General features: G+C 64.3%; 23 protein-coding genes and 1 pseudogene. 8 read left to right on the top strand and 16 right to left on the bottom strand.

The genetic code is table 11. From position 1 onward, the window contains the following. Positions 1 to 38: 38 nt before the first annotated feature. Positions 39 to 1,481, bottom strand: coding sequence for an MFS transporter (locus KF838_09930; GenBank protein ID QYK47100.1), 1,443 nt, complete (start codon positions 1,479 to 1,481; stop codon positions 39 to 41). A gap of 113 nt (positions 1,482 to 1,594) precedes the next feature. On the opposite strand from KF838_09930, the gene KF838_09935 reads away from it, so the two are divergent. The 4 genes from KF838_09935 to KF838_09950 all read left to right on the top strand — a co-directional run bounded on the left by KF838_09935 (position 1,595) and on the right by KF838_09950 (position 6,106). Further along, on the top strand, positions 1,595 to 2,461 hold the full coding sequence (locus tag KF838_09935; protein ID QYK47101.1) for a methyltransferase domain-containing protein: 867 nt from the start codon (positions 1,595 to 1,597) through the stop codon (positions 2,459 to 2,461). Between the two features lie 185 nt (positions 2,462 to 2,646). After that, positions 2,647 to 4,566 carry a translation elongation factor 4 gene (lepA, locus tag KF838_09940; GenBank protein ID QYK47102.1) on the top strand — a complete coding sequence of 640 codons (1,920 nt, stop codon included), beginning with the start codon at positions 2,647 to 2,649 and terminating at the stop codon, positions 4,564 to 4,566. A gap of 62 nt (positions 4,567 to 4,628) precedes the next feature. Further along, positions 4,629 to 4,811 (top strand): hypothetical protein, encoded by a 183-nt coding sequence (locus KF838_09945; GenBank protein QYK47103.1) that lies wholly within the window; start codon positions 4,629 to 4,631, stop codon positions 4,809 to 4,811. A 284-nt stretch (positions 4,812 to 5,095) separates the two neighbouring features. Then, positions 5,096 to 6,106: an ImmA/IrrE family metallo-endopeptidase gene (locus KF838_09950; protein QYK47104.1), complete on the top strand. Its 1,011-nt coding sequence runs from the start codon at positions 5,096 to 5,098 to the stop codon at positions 6,104 to 6,106. A 242-nt stretch (positions 6,107 to 6,348) separates the two neighbouring features. On the opposite strand, the gene KF838_09955 is transcribed toward KF838_09950, so the two are convergent. Beyond that, complete coding sequence (locus tag KF838_09955; GenBank protein QYK47105.1) at positions 6,349 to 6,993, bottom strand: DUF642 domain-containing protein; 645 nt, start codon at positions 6,991 to 6,993, stop codon at positions 6,349 to 6,351. A 750-nt stretch (positions 6,994 to 7,743) separates the two neighbouring features. Between KF838_09955 and KF838_09960 the strand changes: the two genes are divergently transcribed. Next, positions 7,744 to 8,760, top strand: a complete 1,017-nt coding sequence (locus tag KF838_09960; GenBank protein QYK47106.1) for a sodium-dependent bicarbonate transport family permease — start codon at positions 7,744 to 7,746, stop codon at positions 8,758 to 8,760. A 346-nt stretch (positions 8,761 to 9,106) separates the two neighbouring features. Here the strand turns inward: KF838_09960 and KF838_09965 are convergent, their stop codons facing one another. The 3 genes from KF838_09965 to KF838_09975 all read right to left on the bottom strand — a co-directional run bounded on the left by KF838_09965 (position 9,107) and on the right by KF838_09975 (position 11,907). Continuing rightward, positions 9,107 to 9,331 carry a hypothetical protein gene (locus KF838_09965; protein QYK47107.1) on the bottom strand — a complete coding sequence of 75 codons (225 nt, stop codon included), beginning with the start codon at positions 9,329 to 9,331 and terminating at the stop codon, positions 9,107 to 9,109. 89 nt (positions 9,332 to 9,420) lie between these two features. After that, positions 9,421 to 10,323 (bottom strand): DUF4238 domain-containing protein, encoded by a 903-nt coding sequence (locus tag KF838_09970; protein QYK47108.1) that lies wholly within the window; start codon positions 10,321 to 10,323, stop codon positions 9,421 to 9,423. Between the two features lie 18 nt (positions 10,324 to 10,341). Continuing rightward, positions 10,342 to 11,907: a class II fumarate hydratase gene (locus KF838_09975; protein ID QYK47109.1), complete on the bottom strand. Its 1,566-nt coding sequence runs from the start codon at positions 11,905 to 11,907 to the stop codon at positions 10,342 to 10,344. Between the two features lie 241 nt (positions 11,908 to 12,148). Here KF838_09975 and KF838_09980 point away from each other — a divergent pair, with 241 nt between their 5' ends. After that, the gene (locus KF838_09980; protein QYK47110.1) at positions 12,149 to 13,462 is read left to right on the top strand and encodes a transglutaminase domain-containing protein; all 1,314 of its coding nucleotides are present in this window, start codon (positions 12,149 to 12,151) and stop codon (positions 13,460 to 13,462) included. A gap of 735 nt (positions 13,463 to 14,197) precedes the next feature. Here the strand turns inward: KF838_09980 and KF838_09985 are convergent. The 5 genes and pseudogenes from KF838_09985 to nadC all read right to left on the bottom strand — a co-directional run bounded on the left by KF838_09985 (position 14,198) and on the right by nadC (position 19,350). Next, a pseudogene (locus KF838_09985) lies at positions 14,198 to 14,362 on the bottom strand (prepilin-type N-terminal cleavage/methylation domain-containing protein). Between the two features lie 64 nt (positions 14,363 to 14,426). Then, entirely contained in the window at positions 14,427 to 15,830 is a 1,404-nt protein-coding gene (locus KF838_09990; GenBank protein QYK47111.1) for a hypothetical protein, read from the bottom strand. A gap of 70 nt (positions 15,831 to 15,900) precedes the next feature. Then, positions 15,901 to 17,301, bottom strand: a complete 1,401-nt coding sequence (locus KF838_09995; protein ID QYK47112.1) for a carbohydrate porin — start codon at positions 17,299 to 17,301, stop codon at positions 15,901 to 15,903. A gap of 157 nt (positions 17,302 to 17,458) precedes the next feature. Then, complete coding sequence (locus KF838_10000) at positions 17,459 to 18,358, bottom strand: biotin--[acetyl-CoA-carboxylase] ligase (GenBank protein QYK47113.1); 900 nt, start codon at positions 18,356 to 18,358, stop codon at positions 17,459 to 17,461. A gap of 2 nt (positions 18,359 to 18,360) precedes the next feature. Then, positions 18,361 to 19,350, bottom strand: coding sequence for a carboxylating nicotinate-nucleotide diphosphorylase (gene nadC, locus KF838_10005; protein ID QYK47114.1), 990 nt, complete (start codon positions 19,348 to 19,350; stop codon positions 18,361 to 18,363). Between the two features lie 119 nt (positions 19,351 to 19,469). Between nadC and KF838_10010 the strand changes: the two genes are divergently transcribed. After that, positions 19,470 to 20,255 carry an enoyl-ACP reductase gene (locus tag KF838_10010; GenBank protein ID QYK47115.1) on the top strand — a complete coding sequence of 262 codons (786 nt, stop codon included), beginning with the start codon at positions 19,470 to 19,472 and terminating at the stop codon, positions 20,253 to 20,255. Positions 20,256 to 20,391: 136 nt separating this feature from the next. Next, positions 20,392 to 20,700, top strand: coding sequence for a hypothetical protein (locus tag KF838_10015; GenBank protein ID QYK47116.1), 309 nt, complete (start codon positions 20,392 to 20,394; stop codon positions 20,698 to 20,700). A gap of 16 nt (positions 20,701 to 20,716) precedes the next feature. Here KF838_10015 and KF838_10020 read toward each other — a convergent pair whose 3' ends face one another. From KF838_10020 to KF838_10045, 6 genes are all read right to left on the bottom strand, one after another. Beyond that, positions 20,717 to 21,193: a hypothetical protein gene (locus KF838_10020; GenBank protein ID QYK47117.1), complete on the bottom strand. Its 477-nt coding sequence runs from the start codon at positions 21,191 to 21,193 to the stop codon at positions 20,717 to 20,719. Continuing rightward, positions 21,084 to 22,166: a hypothetical protein gene (locus KF838_10025; protein QYK47118.1), complete on the bottom strand. Its 1,083-nt coding sequence runs from the start codon at positions 22,164 to 22,166 to the stop codon at positions 21,084 to 21,086. Before KF838_10025 ends, KF838_10020 begins: the two co-directional genes overlap by 110 nt. Positions 22,167 to 22,296: 130 nt before the next feature. Further along, positions 22,297 to 23,151: a succinate dehydrogenase iron-sulfur subunit gene (gene sdhB / locus KF838_10030; protein QYK47119.1), complete on the bottom strand. Its 855-nt coding sequence runs from the start codon at positions 23,149 to 23,151 to the stop codon at positions 22,297 to 22,299. Then, positions 23,148 to 23,726, bottom strand: a complete 579-nt coding sequence (locus KF838_10035) for a hypothetical protein (GenBank protein ID QYK47120.1) — start codon at positions 23,724 to 23,726, stop codon at positions 23,148 to 23,150. Before KF838_10035 ends, sdhB begins: the two co-directional genes overlap by 4 nt. An 11-nt stretch (positions 23,727 to 23,737) precedes the next feature. Then, complete coding sequence (gene sdhA / locus KF838_10040; GenBank protein ID QYK47121.1) at positions 23,738 to 25,705, bottom strand: succinate dehydrogenase flavoprotein subunit; 1,968 nt, start codon at positions 25,703 to 25,705, stop codon at positions 23,738 to 23,740. Positions 25,706 to 25,708: 3 nt separating this feature from the next. After that, positions 25,709 to 26,539, bottom strand: a complete 831-nt coding sequence (locus KF838_10045; GenBank protein QYK47122.1) for a hypothetical protein — start codon at positions 26,537 to 26,539, stop codon at positions 25,709 to 25,711. Between the last annotated feature and the right edge of the window lie 119 nt (positions 26,540 to 26,658).

The raw sequence follows: 26,658 nt of genomic DNA on the forward strand, positions 1-26,658 counted from the left end.
GAACGCACTCCATCCTCGCAGCAGATCGCCCCGAGGCCCTACTCCCTCGCCTTGCTCGGGGGCGTCGCCTCGATCGGACCCTCGCGCACCACCGTGTCCCCACCCATCAGACGTGCCAGCCGCACGAATCCGATCGACCCCGCGATCGCAAACACCAGGCACACGACGAATACCCACGAACCGCCGCCTACACCGAGCCATCCCTTGAAGGTCTCGTACAGCCACACCGCGGCGAACGGCCCGATGATCCCGCGCACGCCCGTCAGCGTCACGTGCACGCCCATGTACTGCGAGACCTTGTGGGCCGGCGCGAAGTCCAAATGCCCGAGGTTCCAAGCAAGCACGCCACCGCCGAAGGCGATCCCCTCGATCAGCACGCCCACGATCACCAGCGGCCACAAATGAAACCGGAACGCGACCACCAGACACAACGTCGCCGCCACAAAGAACCACGCGTGGATCGCGCGGAACTTCACCACATGCCCCTTGTCAAGCAATCTCGCCCAAAACGGGATCGCCAGCGGCATCATCGCCTGGGGCAAGGTCGCCATCACCAGAATCCCCGCAGCGTACCCGCCCCCGAACTCCTCGCGCACCGCGATCACCAGCGGCGCATCCACCATCAGGTTCCCGATCCCCAGGAGGAACATACAGAGCATGAACCACGCGAACTTCCGGTCCGTGCGCAGCACCTCCACGATGCTCATCGGGTTGAAACTCGGGCGGTCCTTCCCCGTGTCCATCCGCTCCACGCGCTTGAACGCCTCGCGCCCGCGCACACGAACCCGCGACCACATATAGATCCCGCCGCACCCGATCACCGCGCCGAGCGGCAGCATCACATGCCGCGCATCCGGGCTCCACTCCATCATCGCGCCCAGCCCCAGCCCCAGCAGCGCAACGATCGAGACCTGCACCGTCGAGAGCTTCCCCGTCAATCGCCCGCGCTCGGCCCTCGGATAGTTCCTCCCCCACACCGTCGAGCGCATCGTCAGGAACCCCGCCCAGCAGACCCGCGCCAGCACCGTCGCCCCCGCCGTCAGATACAACCCCATCACGCTCCGCGGCATCAGCCCGATCATGATGACGAGCACAGCCATCGTCACCAGCGCGCCGACGAGAAACTGGATCTTGTCCCGCCCGTGGCTCGCCCGCACCCACACGAAACTTGTGATGTTCGCGAACGCCGCCGACGCAGTCACCACCGCCACGATGTAGTTGAGCATCCCCTCCGAGATCTTCCCCTCGGTCACCAGCCCCTCGAACCCCGTCCGCACCAGCACCCCCGCGATCCCGCCCTCAACCGGCGCGAGCACGAACGGAAGCATCGACGTCGCCGCGATCTCTCGCCTGTAGTTCGCCCGCGCCATCCGCGGCATCGTCCGTGGATGAAACGACCCCAGCGCCCGCGCCACCAGACGCATCGGCGTCCGTGCCGCCAACCCATCCCCGTCCGTGTCATCCGTGCCAGTTGTCGCCACGTCCAAGCGTTGACGCCCCGATCACCCCGGACAAGCCCTTATTCCTCCGCTCTTCTTTGGCTCTTTGGCCCTTTGGCAATTTGGCCCTTTCCTTGCCGCTACCCTCCTCCTCCATGTCTACCACGACCACACCCGAATACATCCTCGGCACCGACGCTGCGGAACTCTGGCGCCTCGGTTTCCAGCACCGGCTCTGGTCCGCCGCGGCCCACGAGGCATGGGCCAAAGCCCGCATCGCGCCCGGCCAGTCGATCCTCGATGTCGGCTGCGGCCCCGGTTACGCGGCCTTCGACCTCGCCCACATCGCCGGGCCGGGCGGGCGTGTCGTCGGCGTCGATGAGTCCGCGCCCTTCATCGCCCACCTCAACGCCGCGGCACAGGCCCGCCACGTCCCCACCATCACCGCGCATGTCGGCGATGTCCAACACATCGACGAGGTCCTCTGCCGCGCCGCCGCGGCAGCAAGCCAGCCCAGCCCCATCGCCTCCTTCGACCTCGCCTACGCGCGCTGGGTCCTCTGCTTCGTGAAAGATCCCGAGGCCGTCGTCCGAGCCGTGGCCCGCCTGCTCAAGCCCGGCGGCCGCTTCGTCGTGCAGGACTACTTCGACTATGAGCACATGACCCTCGCCCCCAAGCGTCCCGAGTTCTCCAAGATCATCGACGCCGTCGCCCGCTCCTGGCGCGCCCGAGGCGGCAACCCCGACCTCGTCGGCAACCTCCCCGGCATCATGTCCCGCGCGGGCCTCACCGTCACCCACCTCGATTCTCACAACCGCCTCGCCCGCCCGGGCTCCACCATCTGGAACTGGCCGACGACGTTCTGGAAGTCATTCGTCCCGCGCCTCGTCCAGATGAACGAGATCACCCAGGGCGACGCGGACGACTTCTTCGCCTGCTGGACCGAGGCCTCGAACGACCCCAACGCCTTCATGCTCCTGCCGCCCGTCTTTGATGTGATCGCCGAGAAGTCTCCCGGCTAGTCCGGCTCAGCCGACCGATTCTGGCTCTGGCAGCAACACTCGCCAAAGCCGTGTTCCCTTGCTCCCCCGCATACCATCCCACCCCCGCGGCTGGAGCACGCTCTCCGTGCGCACATCCCGTGAGCCAAGCCGCGACCCCACAGATACTTACGCCCGATCGCCGACCACCCCCTCCTCAGCCACCCATGAACATCCGCAACTTCTCCATCATCGCCCACATCGACCACGGCAAGTCCACGCTCGCCGACCGCCTCCTCCAGGCGACAAACGCCGTCTCCGCGCGTGAGGCCAGAGAGCAGCTCCTGGACTCCATGGATCTCGAACGCGAACGCGGCATCACCATCAAGGCCTCCGCCGTCACCGTCATGCATCGCCACAAGCCCGGCGCGACCAGCGACGAGCTGGAGACCGACTACGAGGCCCCCGTCGATGAGGCCGGCACCCACAAGGCCAAGAACGCCGCCGACAAAGCTGACTCGCACGGCGAGCTCTACATGCTCAACTTCATCGATACGCCCGGCCACGTCGACTTCACCTATGAGGTCTCTCGCGCCCTCAAGGCGTGCGAGGGCGCGCTGCTCGTCGTTGACTCGACGCAGGGCGTGCAGGCCCAGACCGTCGTCAACGCCTACCTTGCGATCAACGAGAACCTCACGATCATCCCCGTCATCAACAAGATCGACCTCCCCTCGGCGCAACCGGACAAGGTCGCGCAGGAACTCGAGCAAGTCCTCGGCTTCCCCGCCGAAGAGTGCATCTACGTCTCCGCGAAGACCGGACAGGGTTTGCCCGAACTCCTCGCCACGATCTGCGACAAACTCCCCGCGCCGCGCCCGAGCACGATGCAGCAGGCCCGCGGCCTCATCTTCGATGCCGTCTACGACGACTACCGGGGCGTCATCGTCTATATCCGGATGTTCGACGGCTCCATCAAGGTCGGCGACAAGATCCGCATGATGGGCCTCGGCCGCACGTTCCAGATCACCGACCTCGGCAAGTACACGCCCAAGCCCAACCGTGTGCCGTCGCTCAGCGCGGGCGAGACCGGGTACATGGTCGCCGCGATCCGCACGCTCGCCGATGTCCGCGTCGGCGACACCGTGACGCTCGATCTGCACCCGGCGACGGAGCCGCTGGAGGGGTACCAGCCGCCGCGCCAGATGGTCTTCTGCGACTTCTACCCCGCCACCGACGAAGAACAACGCGGCAACTCCTTCGAGGAACTCCGCGAAGCCATCGAGAAACTCTCCCTCAACGACTCGGCCTTCACCTTCCAGGCCGTCCACTCCGAGGCCCTCGGCTTCGGATTCCGCTGCGGCTTCCTTGGGCTGCTGCACATGGACATCGTGCAGGAGCGCCTCGAGCGCGAGGGCGGCGTGCAGGTCGTCCAGACCGCGCCGACCGTGTCGTACCTCGTCACCACGAAGGGCAAGGGCGGCGAGCTGGTCGAGCAGGAGATCCACAACCCGGCGGACCTGCCGGATGCGGGCGTGATCGAGGAGATCAAGGAGCCGATCTGCCGCGTGGATTTGATTCTGCCGAAGGACAAGATCGGCGACATCATGAAGCTCTGCATGGAACGGCGGGGCATCTACAAGTCGCAGACCTTCGTCTCCGACACGCGCGAGATGCTGTCGTTCCACATCCCGCTCGCTGAGATCATCTACGACTTCTACGACAAGCTGAAGGGCATCACCAGCGGCTACGGCACCATGGACTACGAGATCATCGGCTATGAGCCCGATCGCCTCGTCAAGGTCGACATCCTCATCAACGGCGACCCGGTGCAGGCCCTCGCGCTGATCACGCACAAGGACAAGTCCGAGCAGCGCGGCCGCCAGATCCTCTCAAAGCTCCGGGGCCAGATCCCCCGCCACCAGTTCGAGATCCCGCTCCAGGCCGCGATCGGCGGCAAGATCATCGCCCGCGAGACCATCAAGGCCTTCCGCAAGGACGTCACCGCCAAGTGCTACGGCGGCGACGTCTCTCGTAAGCGCAAGCTGCTCGAGAAGCAGAAGGAAGGCAAGAAGCGGATGAAGAACGTGGGCTCCGTGAACATCCCGCAGGAGGCGTTCATGGCGGTGCTGGATACGAGTGAGGATTAATCGTGACGACTCCTCGTGATGTCGCTCAGCAATACATCGCGATGCCGCGAGACTGCTTCATTATGGGATTCGACAAGGTTCATGGTCGCCAACGCTGGCGCGGCCCCGATGGACGGCTCTACGAATGGGATCGGCGTCACGGCCATGTCGAAATGTACAATGCGAATGGCCGCCACCTCGGTGTTCTCGACTCCTCTGGCAAGTCTATCAAGCACGCCGTGAAAGGCAGGGTCATCGATGTCTGATCATAACTCTTTTATTGAGAAATGTCTCAGTGGCGATGCCTTACTTACGGACATTGATCATTACGTTAACGAATGGCACGCATCGGACTCGTCAAGCACGCTCGCGGAGTATCTAGGAATGAGCTTCGACGAGTACACTGCTTGGATTGAGAACTCTGAAGTACTGCGATCAATTCTATTTGCACGGATGAAACGCATAGCATTCGATGACTACAAGACAGATGCTCGCTCGGTGTTGAACAAGCTCGCCGCGCGGGGGCTGCAGCCTGCTGAGGTACATACACTTGAAGAATGGCTCAAGAGGACGAATAGATTATAAGCCGATCGATATTGAACTGAGGTCGGAAGAGCGGCTAGCCAGACTAGTGCGACTTCGCGCGTCAAGTATCGTTCCGATAGAACTGGAGCGTTTGGCGGCGGAATATGCAGACGTTATCATTGACGATATTCCGATACAATGCGACGGACTTCTATACTTTCCTGAACATCGTCGCAGGCCATTGATTATTCTTCAACGAATGTCGAATGCAGAGCGTCGTAGATTCACTCTGGCCCATGAGCTTGGACATCTCCTAATACCCTGGCACATTGGCGAACGAATTCATACACATCGACAGTCCCTTGAGTATGTATCGGAGTATAACGACCCGTATCGACGACAAGAGGCCGAAGCCAATCGATTCGCATCAGAGCTGCTTATGCCGAGTGATTGGCTAGCTGAAAAGATGGGGTCGCTCTCGTTTGCAGCGCTATTGGATCAAACATCACGATGTCTTGTGTCATACGACGTTCAGGCGTACGCCATGGGACGACTGCTGCCGACTGATGCATTTGTGGCACTCTGCGGCGCCACGGGACGAATTATTCGTACAGCCAGCTCGCGCATGGATAAACTGACCATACCTGAAACGAATTCGTCAATCGTTGAGTATGTTCAAGTTAATGCTTGCAGCTACGAATGCGTCAATGTTCGGCACGATCGATCCATGTATATTGTGCAGTATGATTTGTCGTCACTTAGGCGTCCAGTCCTGAGTGGACGGCCATCGGAACAGATCCTGCGGGCAATGGTGGCGGATATCGACGATACACTTTCATTTCCGGTAGTTCAGAAGAGCATGGCAGGGGTTGTAGGTGCTGCCTGGGCTAAGTGGCGTATGGCGCCTCACGAAGAATTCGTGGCGTGCCTAGTGGATTTCTGTGCACGGCATCAAGTACTGAGGCCGCTCGCGGCTCACCCCGCCTTTCTTGATTATGTTTGGACGCGAGTTGGTGAACTGGCGTCCCGCCGATAACCTCACTCGGCATGTAGGCAGAAGAGATCAAGATATCTCGCGGCCTCCCTCATGCCACCTCGCACGTCGGCTTCGCGGCATCCTCGGTACTCTTCAGCCCGACAGGGCTGACAGTTGACAGCCGGGGTCAAAGGAGCACCGAAGGTGCGACCGCGACCCCCGGTAAACCCGCCGCGCAGCGACATCCCCGCCGCCCGAAGGACGCGTTCGTCGTGGTGCTGGGCGGACGCCCGCGCCTCGGTTCAATTCTCAGCCAACCCGCGCCTGCGACGCATTCCGATGCCGAGTCCCAAGGCCACGAGAGCGGGAGAAGCAGGAGTGGGAACGAGCACGATCGAGACGTTGTCGATCACGGGTCCGTACCCATCAGAATCGAGCACTTGAAATTCGAGCGTAGATACCGGGCCGGTTGCAACGAATATGTATGTGAGCCGGTCAAACGACGCTGGCTCTAACGTGCCCGGCCAGCCGCCTGTGAAGTGTTGATTTACCAGTGTTCCGATGGACACATGCGCAACGTTCGGCAAGTCGCCAGCGAATGCGTCGAACGACAACTCGTACGTGAGTCCCGGGACCGTGGGGATTGATTGCGACAGTGTTGGGAATAGGCCGGGCGGATTCTCGCCGATCAGATCGACCGCGTAGATCCCGTCCGTCGTTGTTCCCGGCGGCAGCAACTGCCAATGAACGCCCTTGTCACCCACGACACTCCAGCCGGTGATGTTCGTCATGCCGGTCGAGACGATCATGTAATTCGGGCGCGGGTCAGCATCGGTGTTGTTGTAGTCGCCAAGCTCAAAGCTGCCGTTTACCACGAGGTTGATGGATGCCTGAGCGCTCAACGCGCAGCAGCACCCTGAAAGAACAGTTATTGCAAGCAGACGCATCTGAACTCCTCCCATTCGTTGCCAAACCAGTGCCTCGAATCTCTCGTGGAAGCATACCAGATCCAGAAGGTGGCACAAGTCTCGTCATTGAATTCTCCGTCCGTCAAAGGCCGCATCCCTCCTCCACAGCGCAGCCCAGCGGGCCGCACGCGTGGAGCCGCGGGTACGCTGCGGTCGCCGTGTGGGAGGCAACAAGCGGAACCCGTGGAAGCCAGGCCACGCAGCGGCTTCCTTGGCGGAGCGGGGCGGACGCCCCCGACTCTGCTCTCCTGCTTCTCTCCTGTTTCTGGGTGGCCCGGCGGGCCGCGCGTGTGTAGCCACGGGTGGAGCGCCACCCGCTTCGGGCAAGCGGAACCCGTGGAAGTCGGACACACACAACCCCTCTTCTTCCTTCCTCCCGAGCCCCGGAGGGGCGACAGACGCCTTTGCGGACTCGCGCTGATTTGGCCTCGCGTTGATTGGTCTCGCCCTGAGACATCCTGCGCCCCGCCGAGGCGCGGGAGGATTGGGGCACGCCTTCCACGGGTTTCGGTCACTCGACGCTCGCGCGTCTCGCTCCCTCCACCCGCGGCTACACACCCCGGCTCCTTCGGAGCCGAGAGAGCGAAATCGGCGGGTGACGGATTCGCCCTTGCGCCGATCGGAGACATTCGTCGTGGAGCGGGGCGCATCGTGCCTGATGCCGCCGGCCTTTTTGCGATTGGTGCGCGCGAACACGACTTGGCAGTCGACTCGGTATGCTGTCGGCGCATGGACCTGCTCCTCGGTTTCGCTGATCCCACTCCGTCCGCTGCTCCCTCGTGGCTCACGATCAGCCCGCCCGTGCTGTTCTTCTTTCTCGGGGCAATCGCAACGCTCGCGGGCTCGAGGATCTCGATTCCCCGCGCGGTCACGAAGATGCTCTCGATCTATCTGCTGTGGGCGATCGGGTTCAAGGGCGGGGTGGAACTGGCGGCATCGGGGCTGACCGTCGAGGGCGGGCGCGCCATCGGCCTCGCCCTGGCACTGTCGCTCCTTACGCCGGTGCTGTCGTACGTGGTGTGTCGGCGACTCGTGAGCTCATTGAATGCCGCGGCGCTTGCGGCGTGCTACGGATCGGTGAGCGTGGTGACATTTCTGACGGCCTGCTCGGTGCTTGATCAGCGCGGCACGGCGTACGGCGGGCACATGGTCGCGGCGATGGCGCTGATGGAGGCGCCGGGGATCGTCGTGGCGCTCGTGCTGCTGCGTTTCGACCGGCGGGCCAGAGAGGCGGCGGGCGCGGGTCGCGGGCCGGGCGGATGGAAGACGGTGCTGCATGAGGCGTTGCTCAACGGGCCGGTGGTGGTTCTGCTGGGAAGTCTGGTGATCGGCATCGTCACGGGCGAGCGCGGCTACGGCGTGTTCAAGCCGCTGTGCACCGACGTGTTTCCCGGGGTGCTGGCGTTCTTCCTGCTCGACCTTGGCGTGCTGGCGGCGAGGCGACTGCCGGCGATCCGGCGCACGCCTTTGGCGGTGCCGGTCTTTGCGATCGTGGCGCCGGTGTTCTTTGCGGCACTGGCGATCGGGTCCGCGAGGATGCTGGGAGTCTCATCGGGTGATGCGGTGCTGCTCGCGGTTCTGGCGGCATCGGCCTCGTACATCGCGGCGCCGGCCGCGCTGCGCCTGGCGGTGCCGGGGGCGGATCCGGGCCTCTACGTTTCGATGTCTCTCGGGGTGACGTTCCCGTTCAACATTCTTGCGGGGATCCCGCTGTACTCGGCAGCGGTGGATGTTCTCTGGAAGTGAGGTCGCGCGGGTGGAGTGTGCCGCGGAAGGGGCAGGGGCGCGGGGTGTGGGACTCGGAGGCGTGCAGTAGTTTGGAGGGGGGAGGTGAGGGGGAGAAATGGCCAAAGGGCAAAGGGAGAAATGGCAAACGGAGTCGGGGGCGTCCGCCCCGCTGAGCGTTCGCGATCGCGTCGAGGCGATCGCGAGGGGTAGAAGCGGGAGGGCGCCCGGCGGGTGAACCGTCGGGCGGCGGAGAGCAAGGCAGAGTCGGGGGCGTCCGGGCCGCTCCAACTGAGGAAGCCGCTGCGCGGCGGGTTTACCGGGGGTGTCGCTCATCGCTTCGCGATGTCGCTCCACGCCCCGGCTATCAACTTCCAGCCCTGCGGGCTGAAGAGGCGCGAAGCGCGGCGCGGACGGCAGGTGGATTGGGCGTTTGCGGTGTGCCGCAGGTGGGACAGGGGCGCGGGGTGTGGGATTCGGAGGCGGCGCGCGTGGCACGGGCGACGGCGGCCTCGATCGCACGCCTGTCGCGGAAGACCTCCATGATGTCAACGGACTCGTGCGGCTTGGGCTTCTTTGGCTTTGGGGACATGCGGGATTCTTGGGTGGTGGGGGCGATGCGGTGGCACGTCGGTGCGCGAATCTCACGCGAAGGTCGGTACGGGGGCGACACCTCTATTCCTACTGCCAATAGCGAGAAGCCATCTCACTAAATATATCACGGGTGCGAACTGCATGTTGTGTGTACTCTGTTATGCGATTAGCGCCAAAGAATGGCTGCCGTGAAGCATCGATTAACGAGTATCCCTTTGGCGTCTTCTTGCCCATAAGCGTGCTTGCTATATCTTCAAGTTCTGCTGTCGTCGAAGAGTATATTAGTCTATTCGCACAAGCTGCTGAGAATGAATTCATGACACTAACACTAAAATCACACGACAGTGCTATTAGACCTTCGTCATCGCCGCCAACAATAAGCCGTCGTTTTGTGATGGGAACAAACAGCAGGAAGCCCCATTCGGTTTCGTGTCCCGTGGCACACACCGGATGGTCGGTCAGTACGAAGCAATTATCGTGCTTGCGTGAAATATCAACGCACTGCCATCGCCATCGTCTCCCGCTGCAAATATGTCTGTATCGTTGGTATAGTCTGTATCTGACTTCGTTTATGAAGCCGGTGCGATCGATGGCATAAATATCTCGATCTATGTCTTCCATTGTATCTAGAGATGCGATAGTAATAGCCGGTACTTGCTCGGTGCGGCAGTACAGAGACAAGGCCCAATCTCGTAGCAGAGTGCTGTCGCGGGAGATTTCCTTGTTGAGCGAGGTTGCGTCCATATCTGCATATGTCCGATACGCCTTACCAAATGCTGTCTCTATAGGCTTAAGCCAAATGTCATCCGCATCTCTTGATAGGCCTTTATAATAATGCTTTCGCTTTAATATGTCATGCGGCAAGTTGCCGTGATCACGATTCGTAATCTCGAGCGTGTCTTTGCGCAAGCAATATAAGCGACCATGCTCATTCGCGAAACGCCGAATGAGCTGCTGAGGTACGAAATGCTGTTCAACGTTTGTGCCCATTGGTGGTGGCGGAGCGATTCACCCCCCCGCGCTTCCCTCGCCACCGGGCAGCGTCATCGACCACGGGTCAAGGTACTTGTCGAGGTCGGCGGCGGTGAGTGTGCCGCCGGGGCCGGAGCCGAAGGACTTGCCATCGGGGCCGGTGTTGGCGGGTTGGCCCACGACGGTTTCGAGGGCGAGCTGGCGGACGGTCTTGCCCTGGGCGTACGCGTTCTTCGCGAGCGCGGCCGACTTGTCGTAGCCGATCACGGGCACCAGCGAAGTACACATCGCGAGCGAGCCCTCGATGAGTTCCTTGCAGCGGTCGGTGTCGGGGATGAGTCCCTCGCCGGGGCCGTTGAGCAGGTTCTCCGTCATGACGTGGCAGGTGCGTGCGAGGAGGTGGATGGAGTCAAGCACGTTCGCGGCCATCATGGGCATGGCGACGTTGAGGTCGAGCATGGAGCCGACGCCGCCCAAGCCGCCCATGGTGACGGCGTGGTCGTTGCCGATGACCTGGCAGCAGGCCATGATGGCGGCCTCGCAGATGACGGGGTTGACCTTGCCGGGCATGATGGAGGAGCCGGGCTGGACGGCGGGGAGTTTGAGTTCGCCGATGCCGCAGCGCGGGCCCATGCCGAGGAGGCGGATGTCGCCGGCGATCTTGCTGATGCTGACGGCGATGGTGCGGAGGTGGCCGCTGGTCTCGACGATGGCGTCCTTGGCGTGCTGGGCCTCGAAGTGGTTGGCGGCTTCGCGGAAGTGGACGCCGGTCTGCTTGGTGAGTTCCGCGGCGACGAGTGAGCCGAACTGTTCGTGGGTGTTGATGCCGGTGCCGACGGCGGTTCCTCCGATGGCGAGTTCGGAGAGGGTGTGGAGGGCGCGGTGGAGGCGTTCCTCGGCGTGGCGCATCTGGGAGGTGTAGCCGCTGAACTCCTGGCCGAGGCGGATGGGCGTCGCGTCTTGAAGGTGGGTGCGTCCGATCTTGACGAGGGTGTCCCACTTGGCGGCTTTGGATTCGAGCGCGGAGGCGATGGTCTTGATGGCGGGGAGGAGCGTGTGCTCGATCTCGATGGCGGCGGCGAGGTGCATCGCGGTGGGGAAGGTGTCGTTGGAGGACTGGCCCATGTTGACGTGGTCGTTGGGGTGCACGCCGCCGGAGGAGAGGTAGGAGGCGTCCTTTGAGGAGCCGATGGGCTTGTGCTTTCGGAGGCAGATGATGTTGGCGATCACCTCGTTGACGTTCATGTTGGTGGAGGTGCCGGAGCCGGTCTGGAAGATGTCGACGGGGAAGTGCTTGGCGATGCCTCCGAGGGCGGGGAGGCCGTCTTTGATCTCGTGGCAGGCCTCGATGATGGACTTGGTGCGATCGCTGTCGAGGCGGCTCAGGGAGTGGTTGACGGTGGCGCAGGCGGCCTTGAGGATGGCGTAGGCCTTGATGATCTGCTCCGGAACGGGGCGTCCGGACATGGGGAAGTTGAGGACGGCGCGCTGGGTGGATGCGCCGTAGAGGACGTCGGCGGGGACTTCCATCGCGCCCATGGTGTCCTTCTCGGTGCGGAAGACGGGGGCGGGTGCGGATGGGGTGGTGATGGGGGCGGGCATAGGGGGAACTCCTGTGGGGGAGGAATGGTAGAAGAGGAGGGAAAGGGGCAGAGGGGCGGAAGAAATCGCCACATGGCAAAGGGCCAGATGGCAAACAGAGGGAGGGGACGAGGGGAAAGCGGACAACGTACACCGTACAGCGAAGAGTGAAGAGCGATGGCGCGGTTTGGCGGGGGCGTAGGATTGTGACGGGGCAGTGTGTCTCGGAAGCGATGTGGGGCAGAACGGGAAAGGGATTCACATGCGGAATCGCGTGAACGGCGGCTGGCGGAACGGAGTCGGCATTGCTGCGACGGCCGGCTTGATCATGGGATTGAGCGTGGGCGTGTGGAGCGCGGGCCCGGCGAGCGGGCAAAGCGGGGCGGCTCGCGGGGGTGGACAGCCATCCGGGCCGGATACGAACCCGTATCTGAGGCGTTACGACCCGAAGGAGTGGGTGCTGGATATTCGCGTGGATGTGGCGAGTTCGCAGGAGGTGTTGTACTCGCCTCAGGGGCAGTTCCCGACGCAGGAGATGTGGAAGTTTGATTCCGCGGTGATCGTGTTCCCGATTCTGCCGCCAACGTCGGGATGGACCCCGCTCGAGCGTGACGGGTTTCTGGGCTCAGTGACGTTCAACGACCGTGTGCGTGTGGAGACGTTCGAGGTTCTGGAGGGGTATCCCTCGGGGACGAAGCTTGCGAAGTGGACGCTCGAGCAGGGCGGCTATCAGGGCAAGCACATGAACCTGAACGTGAAGGTCTCGGGAACGGGATACAAGGTTCAGTTCAATGAGCAGGAAGCGATGAAGCTCGGCTGGCCGACGACGTGGCCCGCGGAGGCGCTGAACGCGACGAAGCCGGAGGCGTACATTGATCGCTCACCTTCCGGCGAGGTGCTGGACATGTCTCCGGTGAAAGACCTGGTGGCGAAGTGGACGAACGGGAAGCCGCAGAGCCAGCCCCCCGTCGTGACGGCGAAGTGGATCACGGGTCAGGTCGCAGAGCTCGTGCAGGTCTCGGGTTCCGGGTATGGGTACTCGCGAACGGGGAAGATCCAGGGTGTGGACGGGAAGGGCGCGCCGCAGACGGCTCTGGATCGGCGCGGGTCGCAGTTTGACGCGACGACCCTGCTTGTCGCGTGCCTGCGTGAGGCGGGGATTCCGACGCGGATGGTTGTCGGGTACGACGTGGCGCAGGACAAGGAAGAGCGGACGTTTCTGAAGGTGAAGCGCGGCTCGACGGATGAGATCCGGTGCTGGGCCGAGTTTGCGTTGTACGACGAGCAACGGGACATCCTGACGTGGGTTCCTGTCGATGTGGTGGCGCAGCGGAAGAAGAGCTCACGGATGCCGGACCTCAAGAAGCCGTGGGACTATTTCGGGAACAACGAGGACCTGCAGATGCTGGTGCCGTTCGCGTTCCAGCTGCAGCCGCCGACGACGGTTCGGTACTACGGGACGCCGGGGTTCTGGGGTTGGATCGTGATGCCGACGCTTCCGGAGCGTGCGGAGCAGTGGCTGACGCTCGATGTGACGAGCCCGTCGCGCCGGGGCGGCCAGCCGCGAAGGAACTGAGCGGGAGCGAGGGCATCGGTTGTGACGCGTGTGGCGGCTCGCACCTCAGAAGCGATCGAGCCATCTGGTTGAGGGGAGAAAGGTGTAGTCGTCGGTGGTGTGTGTCTGACCGGGGGCGACGCGGATGCCGAGTCGGACGTGGCCATCGATGAAGACGAGGTTGGCGCGGATCTCGTTCGATCCGAACCAGTCTTGTTTGCGATTGCCACCGTCGTCGTAGTTGTAGATGGTGTGCGTTCCGATGACCCAGGTCTTCGTGGGTTGCTCGATGTAGGGCATGCGCCCGCCGCCCGAGGGGACGAGTGTGGGGAACTCATCGCCGTAGGGATTGGCATCGGGCGCGTGATCGTTCAGGACGTACGACGCGCCGAGGAAGTCGTACATGCGTTCGGCGCGTTCGAGGCCCGGGATGGGGAGCCCGGTGTTGTCGAGGCCTCGATCGATGGGTGAGCGGAACTGCTCAAGCTCGAAGGGGGTTGCTGCAGGATCGTGGGGCTCGTCGGGGGGGATGTCCTGCGATGTGACGTAGCGATTGAGCGGGCGTCGCTCGGCACCGATGGTGTTGATGCCGTAGAAGGGGAGCGTGCCCTTCTTGCCGCCGAAGAGGGAGCCGATGACAGACTCGCCCCCTCCCGGGAGAGGCCCGAGGGCCTGCGGAAGGTGAGCTGGGAAATCGTTCTGATAGAGGGTGAGCCCGACGGAGAGCTGCTGCAGGCGGGCGCCGCAGACGGTGATCCGTGCCTGCCTGCGCGCGGAGCCGAGGGTGGGGAGAAGGATGCCGATGAGGAGCGCGATGATCGCGATGACGACGAGGAGTTCGATGAGGGTGAAGGCGCGCGAGGGGGCCACGGAGAGAACGCGGTGCGAGTGAGGCAAAGAATATGTTGCAGCATCTTGCATTCGGTGATGAGGATAGTGGTGTGCGAGCGGCTTGGTTGCGTCTTGGATCTCTTCGTCTGGGCGGCTATTCGCTCTCGTCGTCGGCATCGTCCGGCTCGTTGAGCGTGTCGGGTATCGCGAGGTCGGGCACGGATTGGAAGGCGATGCCGCCCTTGCCGCTGGTACGGGCGTCGTGCATCGAAGCAGGGTAGACGGTGTGGCGTCCGTACTTGGCGTCGAGCCGATCGACGGCCTTCGCGAGAGCCATGCGGCGTTGCTCTCCCTGGAAGAGCGCGGCGGCGATGTCGGCCTGGGGCGCGAGTTCGTGGAGGGTGACGCCGACGCACAGGGGCGTGCGCCCGTCGCGCGGGCGCGTCTCCCAGACGCGAGCGAATGCTTCGAGCAGCGTGAGCGTGTCGGCGGAGCCGGGGGGCAGGGAGATGTCGTTTGCCCAGGCGTTGCGCCGGCGTGGCCCGCTGAGTGAGGCGCCGAGGGGGCCGGCCGATCGAGCATTCTGATCAAGGGTCGGCATCGTGCGGTGGGTTGGTCGGAAGCCATCGCCGGAAGCGCGTTCGCGATCGGCGGAAGGGCGATAGGCGCGATCGGGATCCATGTAGCGGAGCCAGACACTGAGTTTCGCGGCACCGTACCCGATGTGTCGGAGGCGCGAGCCGGCCTTGTTGAGCAGGCGCACGAGGATGGCGCGGGCGCGATCGTCGGTGCGGTCCTTCGGAGGGAGAACGTGCTGATGGCCGATGCTTCGGCGACGGGTCGGGGGCTCGGGGACGTCGTGGCCCCGGACCCAGTGCCACCAGGTGCGTCCGATGATGCTCTCCCACGCGGCTTCCATCTCGCGTTCGCTGAGGGTGCAGAGCTCTTCGATCGTTCGGATGCCCTTGCGGTCGAGACGCTCTCGCATCCTGCGTCCGATGCCGGGGAGGTCGATCAGCTCCAGCGAGAAGAGACGCTGGGGGAGCTCGTGGGTGTCGATGATGACGAGCCCATCGGGCTTCATCATGTCCGAGGCAACTTTGCCGAGAAAGCGATTGGGGGCGATGCCGATGGAGCAGCGGACAACATTGCCGATGCGCTCGCGGATGGATTGCTTGATGGAGAGCGCCAGTTCGCGGGCGGCGGGCTCGTTGCGTTCGCTCGGCTGCAGGCGGCACGACACCTCGTCGATCGAATGGACGCCGCGGATGGGGATGCAGCGCTCGATCGCCTCGATGATGCGGTGGTGGTACTCGACATAGAGACGCGGACGCGACTCGACGAAGATCATGGATGGGCAGATGCGCCTGGCATCGCGGACGGAGGTGCCGGTCTTGATGCCTAGCCGTTTGGCCTCGACACTCGCCGCGAGGAGGGATGTGGTATCGGTGAGGACGGCGACGACGCCGATCGGGCGACTCCGCAGGTCGGGCCGCTCCTGCTGCTCGACAGAAGCGAAGTAGCTGTTGAGGTCGAGATAGAGTGTGGTGAGGGCCATGGTCGCAAACCAATCATAGCCCTAACAAATAAACCCCGCCGAATGTGCGTGCTGCGAAGTGTCTGGCTGTTCAGAAATCGACCTGCACGCGCAGGAGCCCCACGACGGCATCGTTGATCTGGCTGTCGCCCCCCGGATTGACGATGAATTGCAGGCCTGGTTTCACGCTCAGGAATGGTGTGAGCTGGGCCTTGTAGAAGCACTCGATCGCGGTCTCATCATCGTCGTAACCGGCGCGTTGGACCAGATCGACCCACGTGGCCTGGATGCCGAAGGCGTCGTCGTCGCGTCCCGCGAAAGAGCCGACGTGAGAGGCACCGGCCGCGACGTGCCACTGGACTTCCGACACATCGTCGTCGGCCCATCCGGCCCGTATGAACGCTCGCCATCCGCGCCCCTCGTCGTCGGCTCCATCCCCTGAGAGTCGCTGCTCAAGCATGAGGTAGGCCCCTTGGGCACCGGATGTTCCGGTTTCGTCGAGGGTCTCGAAGTCGCCTGTGTGCCGCCAGATTCCGGCGGCGGCGCGTCCGGGCAGACCGGCGATGGGTGTGCCGCGAAGATCGAGTTCGAAGATGAGGAAGAGATCGTCCGATTGCCGGTCGCTGAAGAACGACGCGGGACCGTTCGCGCCGGTGCGCACGCCATCGGCGGCGGATGCGCCATCGAAGAGTGCCGCACGGATGGCGATGTGCTGGCTCGGGGCGACTTCGATGATGAATCCCATGGCGGGATCCGGGTACGACGGGAGCGCGAAGACGGTGGGGCTGAGCGCGACAGATGTGTTGACGAAGTCGGAGGCGGAAACAAGAAAGCCGAACTCGGCGTTGGCCTCGATCTTTCCGAACTTCAGACGGAGCGTGTCGTCGAGGAGCATCTGCTGGAACCAGAGTTCGCCGATCTGATCAAGCGAACGGTCGGAAGCGATGTTGCTGACGCCCTGGTAGTCGCCGACATCCTCCGATGGGTCGCGCCCGCCGTACCAGTATGCATCCATGAAAGCCGTCGCGCCCTTCCAGCCGAGAAGCGGATCGAATGAGAGCGTGACATTGATGTCGGTCAGCATGCGCGATGATGCACGTCGGCTGAGCCCGCCATCCCAGACGCCGGACCATTCGAAGAGGTGGAACCCCTCGATGGAGATGCCGCGTGTTTCGAGAGCGGCGCGTGCGCCGCCCCAGTCGCCGGTGGCTCTATCCCACGCCCACCACGGGCGATGCCCGAACCATGAGCGGGGCGTCTCGGGTTCTTCGCCGGAGGGTGTGTCGGTCGCATCATCGATGCGTCGCGCCGCGGCTTCGGGCCTTTGCGTGAGTTCCGGCGGCGCGAGCGAGACCTCGCCCTCGTTGAACCGTTCCTCCGCGCCGGCGAGCGCGACACCCGGCGGCTCGGCAGGTGCCAGTGCCGCGGGTAATCCGGACAGGAAGAGGACGACTGCCGATCCCGCGCGAGTGTGTGTGCGACCGAGGCCCATTCGTCTGCTCCGCGAGGGAATCAGCAGGAATGGGATCGACAGACACAACCCTTGAGTTGATCCAGAGCCGGTGAGACTCCGTAAGGGGATGCGCGGATACCGGCACCTGATCAGGTGTGCAGCGACCCGCGCGTGTGGGGACTACGCGGGGCTTCGCTCACTCGTGGACCATCGAAGTGGTCAGCACGGGGAGCGAGACGACATTCCCGAGATTTGTGCGCACAAGGATGCGGCTCATCGGGTCGATCCCTTCGACTGTGCCGGTCACAGAGCGGCCGTTGTGGACAAACGTGCGACGGGTTCCGAGGAGCACATCACGCTTGGTCCACGCGCTTCGGAGATCAGCGGTCGAGAGCAACAACGATCGCTCCACCTCTTGGAGCAGCGTGCACGCGGCATCGAGTCGTGAGACGGGCTCGGCTCCTTCGGGCGTGAGCATCCGCAGCGATGCGGCGTGATCGCGCAACGCGAGAGGGAAGTCGGCGCGTGTCTGAGCGACATTGATGCCGATGCCAACCAGCAGGACCTCGCTTCCGCCGGGCCGGGATTCTCGCTCAATGAGCACACCAGCGACTTTCCTCCCGCCCCCACCATTGGCGGCACGGCCTCGCTCGACGACATCGTTCGGCCAGCGGAGTCCCAGCGCGTGCTTGCGGCCGATGAGCGTTTCGCAGGCGCGGCACGCGGCCAGACCGACGGCGAGCGGGAGGGTCTCGCTCGCGCTGCCGGGCAACCAAGCCGGGTCGATGGCGAGAGTCATGGCCAGACCGAGGCCGTGCTCATCTGACCAGGTGCGGCCAAGCCGCCCTCGTCCGGCGGTTTGCACGCCCGCGAGCACGCAGACACCCGGTCCGAGATGCGTCGGACCTGACGCGTACTGGCGTGCGGCGTCCTGCGTCGAAGCGGTGCTGGCGAGCACCTGCACGCGATCGATCAGCGCAATCTTGCGAGAAGCGATCATCGCCTCGATGCGGGTTGCCCAGGTGTGCAGGGGCGCATCGCCATCCGCTCCGGCGGCTCGATCGTGGCGAATATCGGCCTCTCTCTCGCGTCCCATGGTCACAACGCATCCAGCCCGAAATCAAGTACCGTTGCCCCGTGCGTGATGGAACCGACGCTGATCCGCTCCACACCCGTCAAGGCGATCGCACGGATCGTCTCCAGCGTCACGCCGCCCGACGCCTCAAGCTCAATCCGCGATCCCGCTCCGTCGCGCATCGCAACGGCCCGCTCCAGTTTCTCCGTCCCCATGTTGTCCAGCAGCACAATGTCCACCAAGCCCGGCTCAACGCTCAGGATCTCCGCAAACTGCTCCAGCGTGTCCACCTCAACCTCAACAAACGGCCGAAGCAGCGGCGTCGGCCCACTCGCCCATATCGCGCGGGCCTTCCGCGACGCCTCCGCAACAAACGCCCCCAGCTCCCCGAGCGGCACGTGCGCGATGTGGTTGTCCTTGAGCAGCACCGCATCGTGCAGACCGAACCGGTGGCACCGCCCGCCGCCGCAGCGTACCGCGTACTTCTCCAGCACGCGCAAGCCCGGCGTGGTCTTCCGTGTGTCATACAGATGGGCCCGATGCCCCGTCCCCATCGCCTCGACGAACTGCCTCGTGCGCGTCGCGATCCCCGAGAGCCGCCCGAGGAGATTCAGGTACACCCGCTCGATGCCGAGAATCTCCCGCGTCGGCCCCGCGATCCGCGCCACCGTCTGTCCCGCCGCGACCGCGTCCCCATCTCGCACCGTCGGCGCATACGCGATCTCCGGCCACCGATTCGTCAACTCGTAGAGTGGAATCAGGCCCGCCGCGACGCCCGCCTTCCGCGCGACCACGTGGAATCGGGAGCGATGCTCCGCCGGGATCGACACAACGCTCGTGATGTCCGTGCGCCCGGCGCCACCGAGATCCTCGTCGAGCGCCAGATCGAGCAACCGCTCCACCAGCCCCGTATCGCACAAGACATCCGAGAGCTCGTGCAGCGCCAAGGCGTTGAGATCCCCCAACGCGTTGACCTCCGTAGCTTTGAGCCCACCGGGCCGGGTCTCTGCCATCACCGCATCGTACCCGCCGCACGAAGCATCTCAGGATCCGCCCCGGTCGGCTTCCGCTCCCGGGCTAAACTCGCAGGCACTTGCGCGGCGTCCCGCCGCGCACCCGGAGATACTCCCCTATGGGCATCATGACAGGCAAGATCGGCCTCATCGTCGGCATCGCCAACGACCGCTCCTACGCGTGGCACATCGCCAAGTCGATCATCGAGCACGGCGGCACCTGCGTCTTTACCCATCTTCCCGGCGAGAAGAACGAGCGGCGCACGCGGAAGGCCGTTGAGGCCCTCGGTCTCACCAACCCCTGGCTCCGCCCCCTCGACGCCGGCAAGGATGAGGACATCGACGCCGTCTTCGCCCAGTACGCCGAGTCTTATGACAAGATGCACTTCCTTGTCCACTCCATCGCCTTCGCCGACCGCGACTGGCTGCAGGTGGGCAAGTTCTGCGACACGCCCCGACAGGCCTACCTCTCCGCCATCGATATCTCTGCGTACACCCTGCTCGCCATGGGCCGGCGCGCCAAGCCCCTGATGGCCAAGTCGGGCGGCGGGAGCATCATGTGCATGTCCTACTACGGCGCGGAGAAGGTCGTCCCCGGCTACAACGTCATGGGCGTCGCCAAGGCCGCCCTTGAGTGCACGGCCCGCTACATGGCCCTTGAGATGGGCTCGGACAACATCCGCGTCAACTCCATCTCCGGCGGCTATCTCCGCACCCTTGCCTCCTCTGCCGTCGGCGGCACCGACAGCATGGAGGAGCGTTCGGCACAGCGTTCGCCGCTCCGGCGTGCGGTCGATGGCGCGGACGTGGGCAACACTGCGGTCTACCTCGCCAGCGACCTCTCAGCGGGCGTGACCGGCGAGACCATCTACGTCGACTGCGGCGTGAGCACGATCGGGGTGTGACTCTGGGCGGAACTCGCGTCCGGATAAGCGGTATGGCGGGTGCCGCGTGGCTTTCACAGCACCCGCCGGGGATAACCACAGCAAAGTGCGTGAACTTTCTCAAGCCCCCGGCACCGAACATGCCGACGCAGGTTCTATGAGCATCCTCGGCTCCAGCATTGCCCAGTCCGTGGCCGGATCCGCCCAGGCGGAGCGGGTGGCTGCGCGGGATGCGGAGAAGGCCAAGGAGCAACGCCCCCGCGCTTGCCGTACCGGCAAAGACGAGTTCGAGCGGCACGTGACAGAGGTCGAGACGGTGGATGCCGTGGAGAGCCAGCACGACCAGGAGCGGCGAGAGCAGCCCGGGGAACGCGGTTCACGAGATCCACGAACCGCGCACGCCTACGACGCGACCGGACATGGGCGGCGTGAGGACGCGGCCCCTTCGATCGATCTGCGCGGGTGAGCGCAGGCGCCGGGAATCAAGCTGCGGCAGCGAGACCGAGTTCCTGGCTCCGGCGCAGGCGTTCGATGTTCCTGAACACATCGAGAATGAGTGCCTGGTCCTGCTCGCGATCGACGAGCCAAGCGTTGTGGCGCATGTCGTCGATGAGGTCGTCGCGCATGCACGCGATGCCGTGTGCATCTCGTGTCGCGCACGCGAGGCAGACGCCCGCAGCGAGACGCCCGATGGCCTGATCGCTCGATTCGCCGTGCTCGATCTCCCATTCGAGAAGGGCGGTGTGGTCGATCTGCTCCGGGTTGTCCCTGAGACGGAGGGAGGCATCGGCCCGGATGAGGGCGGCGTGTCCGCCGGCGTCGTCCAGAAGAACGAACCTCGACGCGGCCTCACGCAGGGCGACTTCGGGCTCGTCGCCCGCGACCCGAGCGATGAGATCCCACAGGTCGGTCGTCGCCCATGAGCGGCCGGCACCCGCGCAGAGATCCGCGCTCAGCACGCGGGCGCAGACGCGGGCGAGGGATGAATCGGCACGTTCCGCGGCTTGTTCGAAGGCGCGAGCCAGCCGGAGCATCGATCGATCGATCGATTCGGGCGATCTCGCCGTCGCTGAGGCGAGCGCCATCGGTCGGCCTGCGCCCGATCAGTCGATCGGCCAGACCGATGCGATGCGTGGCGCGAGAGAGGGCTGAAGCGGCTTCGATGAGCGCACGCGCGAGCTCCGCCTCGGGGCCGGAAGCAACAGACCTGATGCCGAGCGTCGCGTGGGTCGGATCGACGAGGAACGGGAAGACCGAGGCGTAGGTCAGGGGGCGAGGCGAGGACCAGTCGTGCCATGCGGCATCGCGTCCGGAGCGCTCCAGGGTTGTGACCCTCAGCCCCTCGCCGGGCTCGGTGTGCAGCACGGCGTCGAGCGCCATGGACTTGCAGGCGTTGAGCGGTGTCACGCCTCCGGCGAGTTGCACCCACCTCACGGCGGACGAGCCGGGCGCGGCTCGGAGCGTGTCGCTGACCTCCGGGCCGACGGCCAGACCAACCCGCAGGGGACGCTCAGGCCAGGCGATCCGGTCGTGCCACGCGGACAACCTGCTGGCGGCTCGTTCTCCAGAGCCGCTGAGTATCTCGAAGCGATCCTGCAGAGGCCGCGCGAGGCGTGTCGCTGCCTCGAACGCGCGGCAGGCGGCTCCGCTCACAACCCAGACGAACGCGCGCGGTTCTGATGACTCTGAGACACCTGTGAAACGGCGTGCGGCACGTCTGGCGTCGAGTCTGAAGATGCCGACCGCGACGACGATGAGCCAGAGCCCAAGGGGCACACCGAGCGTCGGCTGCGTGAGCCACGTCGCGCCGAGCAGGTACGCCGTGGCGACGAGCGCGCACGCGCCGATGAGCAGCGGCACCGCGGACGGCTCGGCAGAACTACCTGGGAACCGGGCGCGGGGATCGCCCGACTGATCTGGGTGCTGTGGCATCGTCGGATATCGATCGGCGAGCGAGGCCGCTCCGTTGAGCGGGTCATGCAAGCCCGCTCGACCATTCATCGAGCCGTGCCGTCGGCAGAAGTTATCGGGCCGGATGGCGGACGTCAGTGTGCACGCGGCTTCAACGACCGGAGAACCACCGTGAGAAGGCGTGGATCGTGACGGCCCTGCCGATCACGGCGATGGATTCGGTGAGGGGAATCAGCTTGGGGCAGACCTTCACGCAGTTCTGGGCGTTGCCGCAGTCGCTGACGCCGCCCGCCGCGGCGAGCGCGTCGAGACGATCAGACTTGAGCCGCTTGCCTGTCTCGTGCTCGTTGAAGAGGCGTGCCTGATTGATGGCGTGGGCCCCGATGAACGAGGTGTCCCAAGCCGATTCATCGGGCTCGAGATTGAACTGGGGGCAGGCCTCGAGGCAGCAGCCGCACGACATGCAGGTGGACATGACATATCGCTGCTCCTGGCACTCGGGCGACTCGGTCGGTCCTGATCCGAGTGAGTAGGTGCCGTCGATAGGGACCCAGGCCTTCACGCGCTTGAGGTTGTGGAAGAGGCGGGAGCGATCGACCCAGAGGTCGCGGACCACGGGGAACTTGCTCATCGGTTCGAGCGTGATCGTGTCGCCCTCGCCCGGCGCGTAGTCGTCGATCAGGCAGGAGCATGATTGGCGTGCCTTGCCGTTGATGACCATCGTGCACGCGCCGCAGACTTCTTCGAGACAGCCGGAGTCCCAGACGACCGGGGTGGTCTTCTTGCCGTCGGCAGTGACAGGATTGGCGGCGATCTGCTGAAGAATCGAGATCACGTTCGAGCCGCGCTCGACCGTAACCTGGAATGTCTCCCAGCGTGAGGGCTTGCCGGGCCCGTCGCAACGGTTCACCTTTACGTAGACCTTCCGGCCTGGAACGGCTCGTGCGCGATTCGCGGCGGCGATGCGGGCGGCTTCGGCGGCGTGCTTCGGGAGTGTGGTCGTCATGATGCGTATCTCTTTCGGAACGCGGCGGGTGGGATCGATGTGCGACGCGGCTCATGGACCTGATCGACGAGCGTCTTGAAGGGCGCTCTGAGCGGGGTCGGGAGCTTTGCTGCGAACGACTTGTCGAGGGGTACGGCTTCGATGAGGTCGATCACGTGCGCGATGTCCTTTGATCGCTTGATGTCCTTCAGCCCGACGATCAGTTTGCCCCGAACAAGGTCGGCGAGCCCGATCACGCTGACGCCTTTGATCGTGCTCGCACGCTTCGGCGGGCCGCCGAGAGACTCCGGCCCGACCATGCGTACCGCAACGCCATCCACGCGGTGCTCTCGTGACGAGGCATCCCACATGATGCCCGCGGCTTCGAGACGCTGGTGCGTCTCCCAGAAATCATCGGAGTAAACGTCGATGTCGCTGGTGTTCCGTCCGCCACCGTGGAGCATGACCGCAACGCCGCCCACGATCGGCGAGTCCGCTGCGCGGCTGACGCGCCGAGCAAGCGGGAGCAGTTGATCCTCGCCGAGCGGCTTGCCTCGGGAGCGCGGGTGCTCGGGTTTGGAGCGCGGTGATGCCATAGCTCATGCGATCAGGAAGCGGCTCCCGCCATCGCGGGCTTCTTGGTGCCGGAATCAACGTCCTTCTTGCCGTACGTGCGTGCCGTGGGCAGGATCAGTGAGGCGTCGATCGGCTCGAACGTGACGGTGGTGGAGTTCGACGCGGCGTCGAACCGGGCGACGCTGGACTTCATGAAGTTGGGGTCGTCGCGTTCGGGGAAGTCCGTGCGATAGTGGGCTCCGCGCGACTCTTTGCGTCCCTTCGCGCCGAGGGCCACCGCGTCGGCGATCGCGAGCATGTCCCCCACTGCTCTCGCGTATGTGAACGACTGGTTGCTCCAGGGCGCATCGTCCGGCAGACGCACGCGAGCGTAGCGGCCCTTGAGTTCGGCGAGCTTCTTCAGGCACTGTTCCAGGCGCGGCTCCGTGCGGACAACCGTGCAGGCCGCGGTCATCTCGTCGCCGAGTTCCTTGCCGATGAGGTAGGGATTCGTCGCGGCATCCGCGCTTCCCTGGCCGACGGTGGCGAGAAGCTGCTTGGCTTTCTGATTCTCCTGCTCGACGACGCGATCGAATGCCGACGCCGGCATGTCCGATGCGGGGTTCTTCGCTGGTGCATCCTCGCGTACATAGTTCACGACGGAGACGCCGCAGAACAGCCCGTCGAAGATACACGACAGCAGCGCGTTGGCACCGAGACGATTCGCACCGTGGTACGCGAAGTTGACCTCGCCGAAGGCGTAGAGCCCCTTCACGTTGGTCATCATGTTGTTGATTGCGCCGAGCTGCATACCCAGGCCGACCTCGGCACCGAGCGGCGCGGGGGAGCCGGACTTGTGCTTCGGGCGCGGCTGCGCGGGGTTGTACGAGCCCTTCGTGAACTGTGTCCAGAGGCCGCCCATGCTGTAGTGGACTGCGGGAAAGATCTTCATGGGCTCGTGGCGTGGATCAACGCCGACGAACTTCTCATAGATCTCCAGGATGCCGCCGAGTTTCTTGGTCAGGTAGTCGGGGTCCTTGTGCGTCAGGTCGAGATAGACCTGATTCTCGCCGGAGACGCCCATCCCCTGATTGACGCAGATGTCGAAGATCTCGCGCGTGGCGATATCGCGCGGCACGATGTTGCCGTAGGCGGGATACTTCTCTTCGAGGAAGTAGAACCGCTCGGTCTCGGGGATGTCCTTGGGGCTCCGCGTGTCGCCGGGCTTCCGAGGCACCCAGACACGACCGCCCTCGCCTCGAGCGGACTCGGACATCAGTCGGAGCTTGTCCGCTCCGGGGATCGCGGTCGGATGGACCTGGATCATCTCGGGATTGCCGTACCAGACGCCTGCCTGATAGCAGCGTGCCGCGGCGGCTCCGTTGCAGATGATCGAGTTCGTACTCTTGCCGAAGACCAGTCCGCACCCGCCTGTGGCCATGATGACGGCATCGGCACGGAACGCGCGGACCTGCATCGTCCGCATGTCCTGCGCGACGATGCCGACGCAGCGGCCATCCTCGATGATCGGCCAGAGGAACTCCCAGTACTCGTACTTGGTGACCTTCCCCTCGGACTCGTATCGCCGGGTCTGCTCGTCGAGGGCGTAGATCAACTGCTGGCCGGTTGTCGCGCCCGCGAAGTGCGTGCGCTTGAAGAGCGAGCCGCCGAAGAGGCGCAGATCGCGCATGCCCTCGGCCGTGCGATTGAAGGGGACGCCCATGCGGTCGAGCAGATCGATGATCTTCGGTGCCCAGTTGGCCATCTCAAGCACGGGGTGCTGATCGGCGAGGAAGTCGCCTCCGTAGATGGTCTCGTCGAAGTGCTCGTACTCGGAGTATCCCTGCTGGCGGGCGACCTCGTTGCAGGCGTTGATGCCGCCCTGGGCACAGACGCTGTGGGACCGCTTCACGGGCACGAGCGAGAAGAGATCAACCGGCAGCCCGGCCTCGGCCACTCGGACGCTCGCCGCGAGACCCGCAAGACCACCACCGACGACGATGACGCGATGCTGTGACATATTTCAGTGCCCCCCGCCGATTGAGGTGCTTGCGGTCGGAGCGCTCTCCGCGATCTGGGGCGGCGCCGCGTGCCCGCTCCGAATGGATTGCTCGGTAGCACGCGCTTCTTTGACATTGAGCGTGGCAAAGCCGATGACCGCGCTCCACGCCAGGAGCATGAGTCCCACGCCCAGCCCGGCGCACACCTGTCCCCAACGCCTCTGGGCCGGAGCGGAGAGTGTGATGCCCCAGGTGATTGCCGCGGTCCAGAGCCCATTCGCCAGATGGAAGACCAGCAGCGACACGCCGACCATGTACGCCAGAGAGACGACGATGCCGGCAGCGGTCAAACCGGAGTCGCCACCTTGCAGAACCATGGCCATGGTGGAAGCAGCGGCTTCGGCGCTCCACTTTGTTCCTCCCGGGACGAGGAACGTCCATCCCCAGCGAAGTGTGGCGACGTGATAGAAGACAAAGAGGACGCCGACGTACCCGCTGATTCGCTGGAGCGTGTACCGCCAGTTGCCCTGATAGGCGTAGCTGGAGGTGTTGGAGCGACCGGTTCTCGCGTAGTAGATCCCGAGGATCGAGTGGAACGCGATCGGGAGCCAAAGCCCGAAGACCTCGATGATGATGAGGAAGGGCAAGGAGTGGATGAAGTCCACCTCATGCAGGAACGTTGCCACGCCGGCGTGGCCGTGTTCCGCCTTGCTCTTGTTGAGCAAACCCCACACGATGGAGGCGTTGGTAAGCAGGTGCACACACAGAAAGACCCCGATCGGGGCGACGCCGGTCAGAGAGTGCAGCCGCCTGAGCAGAAAGTGATGACGCTCAAAGAGTGATGTCGAGGCCACGTGTCCGGCTCCATGCGCGGGTCCTGAACCGAGAGGCGGTTCGGGACTGGTGAACAATCGGACGTTCTGTGAATCGTAGCGAGAGCGGGGTTGGATTCTCGTCAGACAGCATGGGGTCC

Source organism: Phycisphaeraceae bacterium (assembly GCA_019454185.1).
Taxonomy (GTDB): Bacteria; Planctomycetota; Phycisphaerae; order Phycisphaerales; family UBA1924; genus JAHBWV01.

Coding starts and splice junctions, on each gene's coding strand:
- KF838_09935 (QYK47101.1), top strand. CDS start 1,595: ATGTCTACCACGACCACACCCGAATACATCCTCGGCACCGACGCTGCG.
- lepA (QYK47102.1), top strand. CDS start 2,647: ATGAACATCCGCAACTTCTCCATCATCGCCCACATCGACCACGGCAAG.
- KF838_09945 (QYK47103.1), top strand. CDS start 4,629: ATGGGATTCGACAAGGTTCATGGTCGCCAACGCTGGCGCGGCCCCGAT.
- KF838_09955 (QYK47105.1), bottom strand. CDS start 6,993: ATGCGTCTGCTTGCAATAACTGTTCTTTCAGGGTGCTGCTGCGCGTTG.
- KF838_09960 (QYK47106.1), top strand. CDS start 7,744: ATGGACCTGCTCCTCGGTTTCGCTGATCCCACTCCGTCCGCTGCTCCC.
- KF838_09965 (QYK47107.1), bottom strand. CDS start 9,331: ATGTCCCCAAAGCCAAAGAAGCCCAAGCCGCACGAGTCCGTTGACATC.
- KF838_09970 (QYK47108.1), bottom strand. CDS start 10,323: ATGGGCACAAACGTTGAACAGCATTTCGTACCTCAGCAGCTCATTCGG.
- KF838_09975 (QYK47109.1), bottom strand. CDS start 11,907: ATGCCCGCCCCCATCACCACCCCATCCGCACCCGCCCCCGTCTTCCGC.
- KF838_09980 (QYK47110.1), top strand. CDS start 12,149: ATGCGGAATCGCGTGAACGGCGGCTGGCGGAACGGAGTCGGCATTGCT.
- KF838_09990 (QYK47111.1), bottom strand. CDS start 15,830: ATGGCCCTCACCACACTCTATCTCGACCTCAACAGCTACTTCGCTTCT.
- KF838_09995 (QYK47112.1), bottom strand. CDS start 17,301: ATGGGCCTCGGTCGCACACACACTCGCGCGGGATCGGCAGTCGTCCTC.
- KF838_10000 (QYK47113.1), bottom strand. CDS start 18,358: ATGGGACGCGAGAGAGAGGCCGATATTCGCCACGATCGAGCCGCCGGA.
- nadC (QYK47114.1), bottom strand. CDS start 19,350: ATGGCAGAGACCCGGCCCGGTGGGCTCAAAGCTACGGAGGTCAACGCG.
- KF838_10010 (QYK47115.1), top strand. CDS start 19,470: ATGGGCATCATGACAGGCAAGATCGGCCTCATCGTCGGCATCGCCAAC.
- KF838_10015 (QYK47116.1), top strand. CDS start 20,392: ATGAGCATCCTCGGCTCCAGCATTGCCCAGTCCGTGGCCGGATCCGCC.
- KF838_10025 (QYK47118.1), bottom strand. CDS start 22,166: ATGCCACAGCACCCAGATCAGTCGGGCGATCCCCGCGCCCGGTTCCCA.
- sdhB (QYK47119.1), bottom strand. CDS start 23,151: ATGACGACCACACTCCCGAAGCACGCCGCCGAAGCCGCCCGCATCGCC.
- KF838_10035 (QYK47120.1), bottom strand. CDS start 23,726: ATGGCATCACCGCGCTCCAAACCCGAGCACCCGCGCTCCCGAGGCAAG.
- sdhA (QYK47121.1), bottom strand. CDS start 25,705: ATGTCACAGCATCGCGTCATCGTCGTCGGTGGTGGTCTTGCGGGTCTC.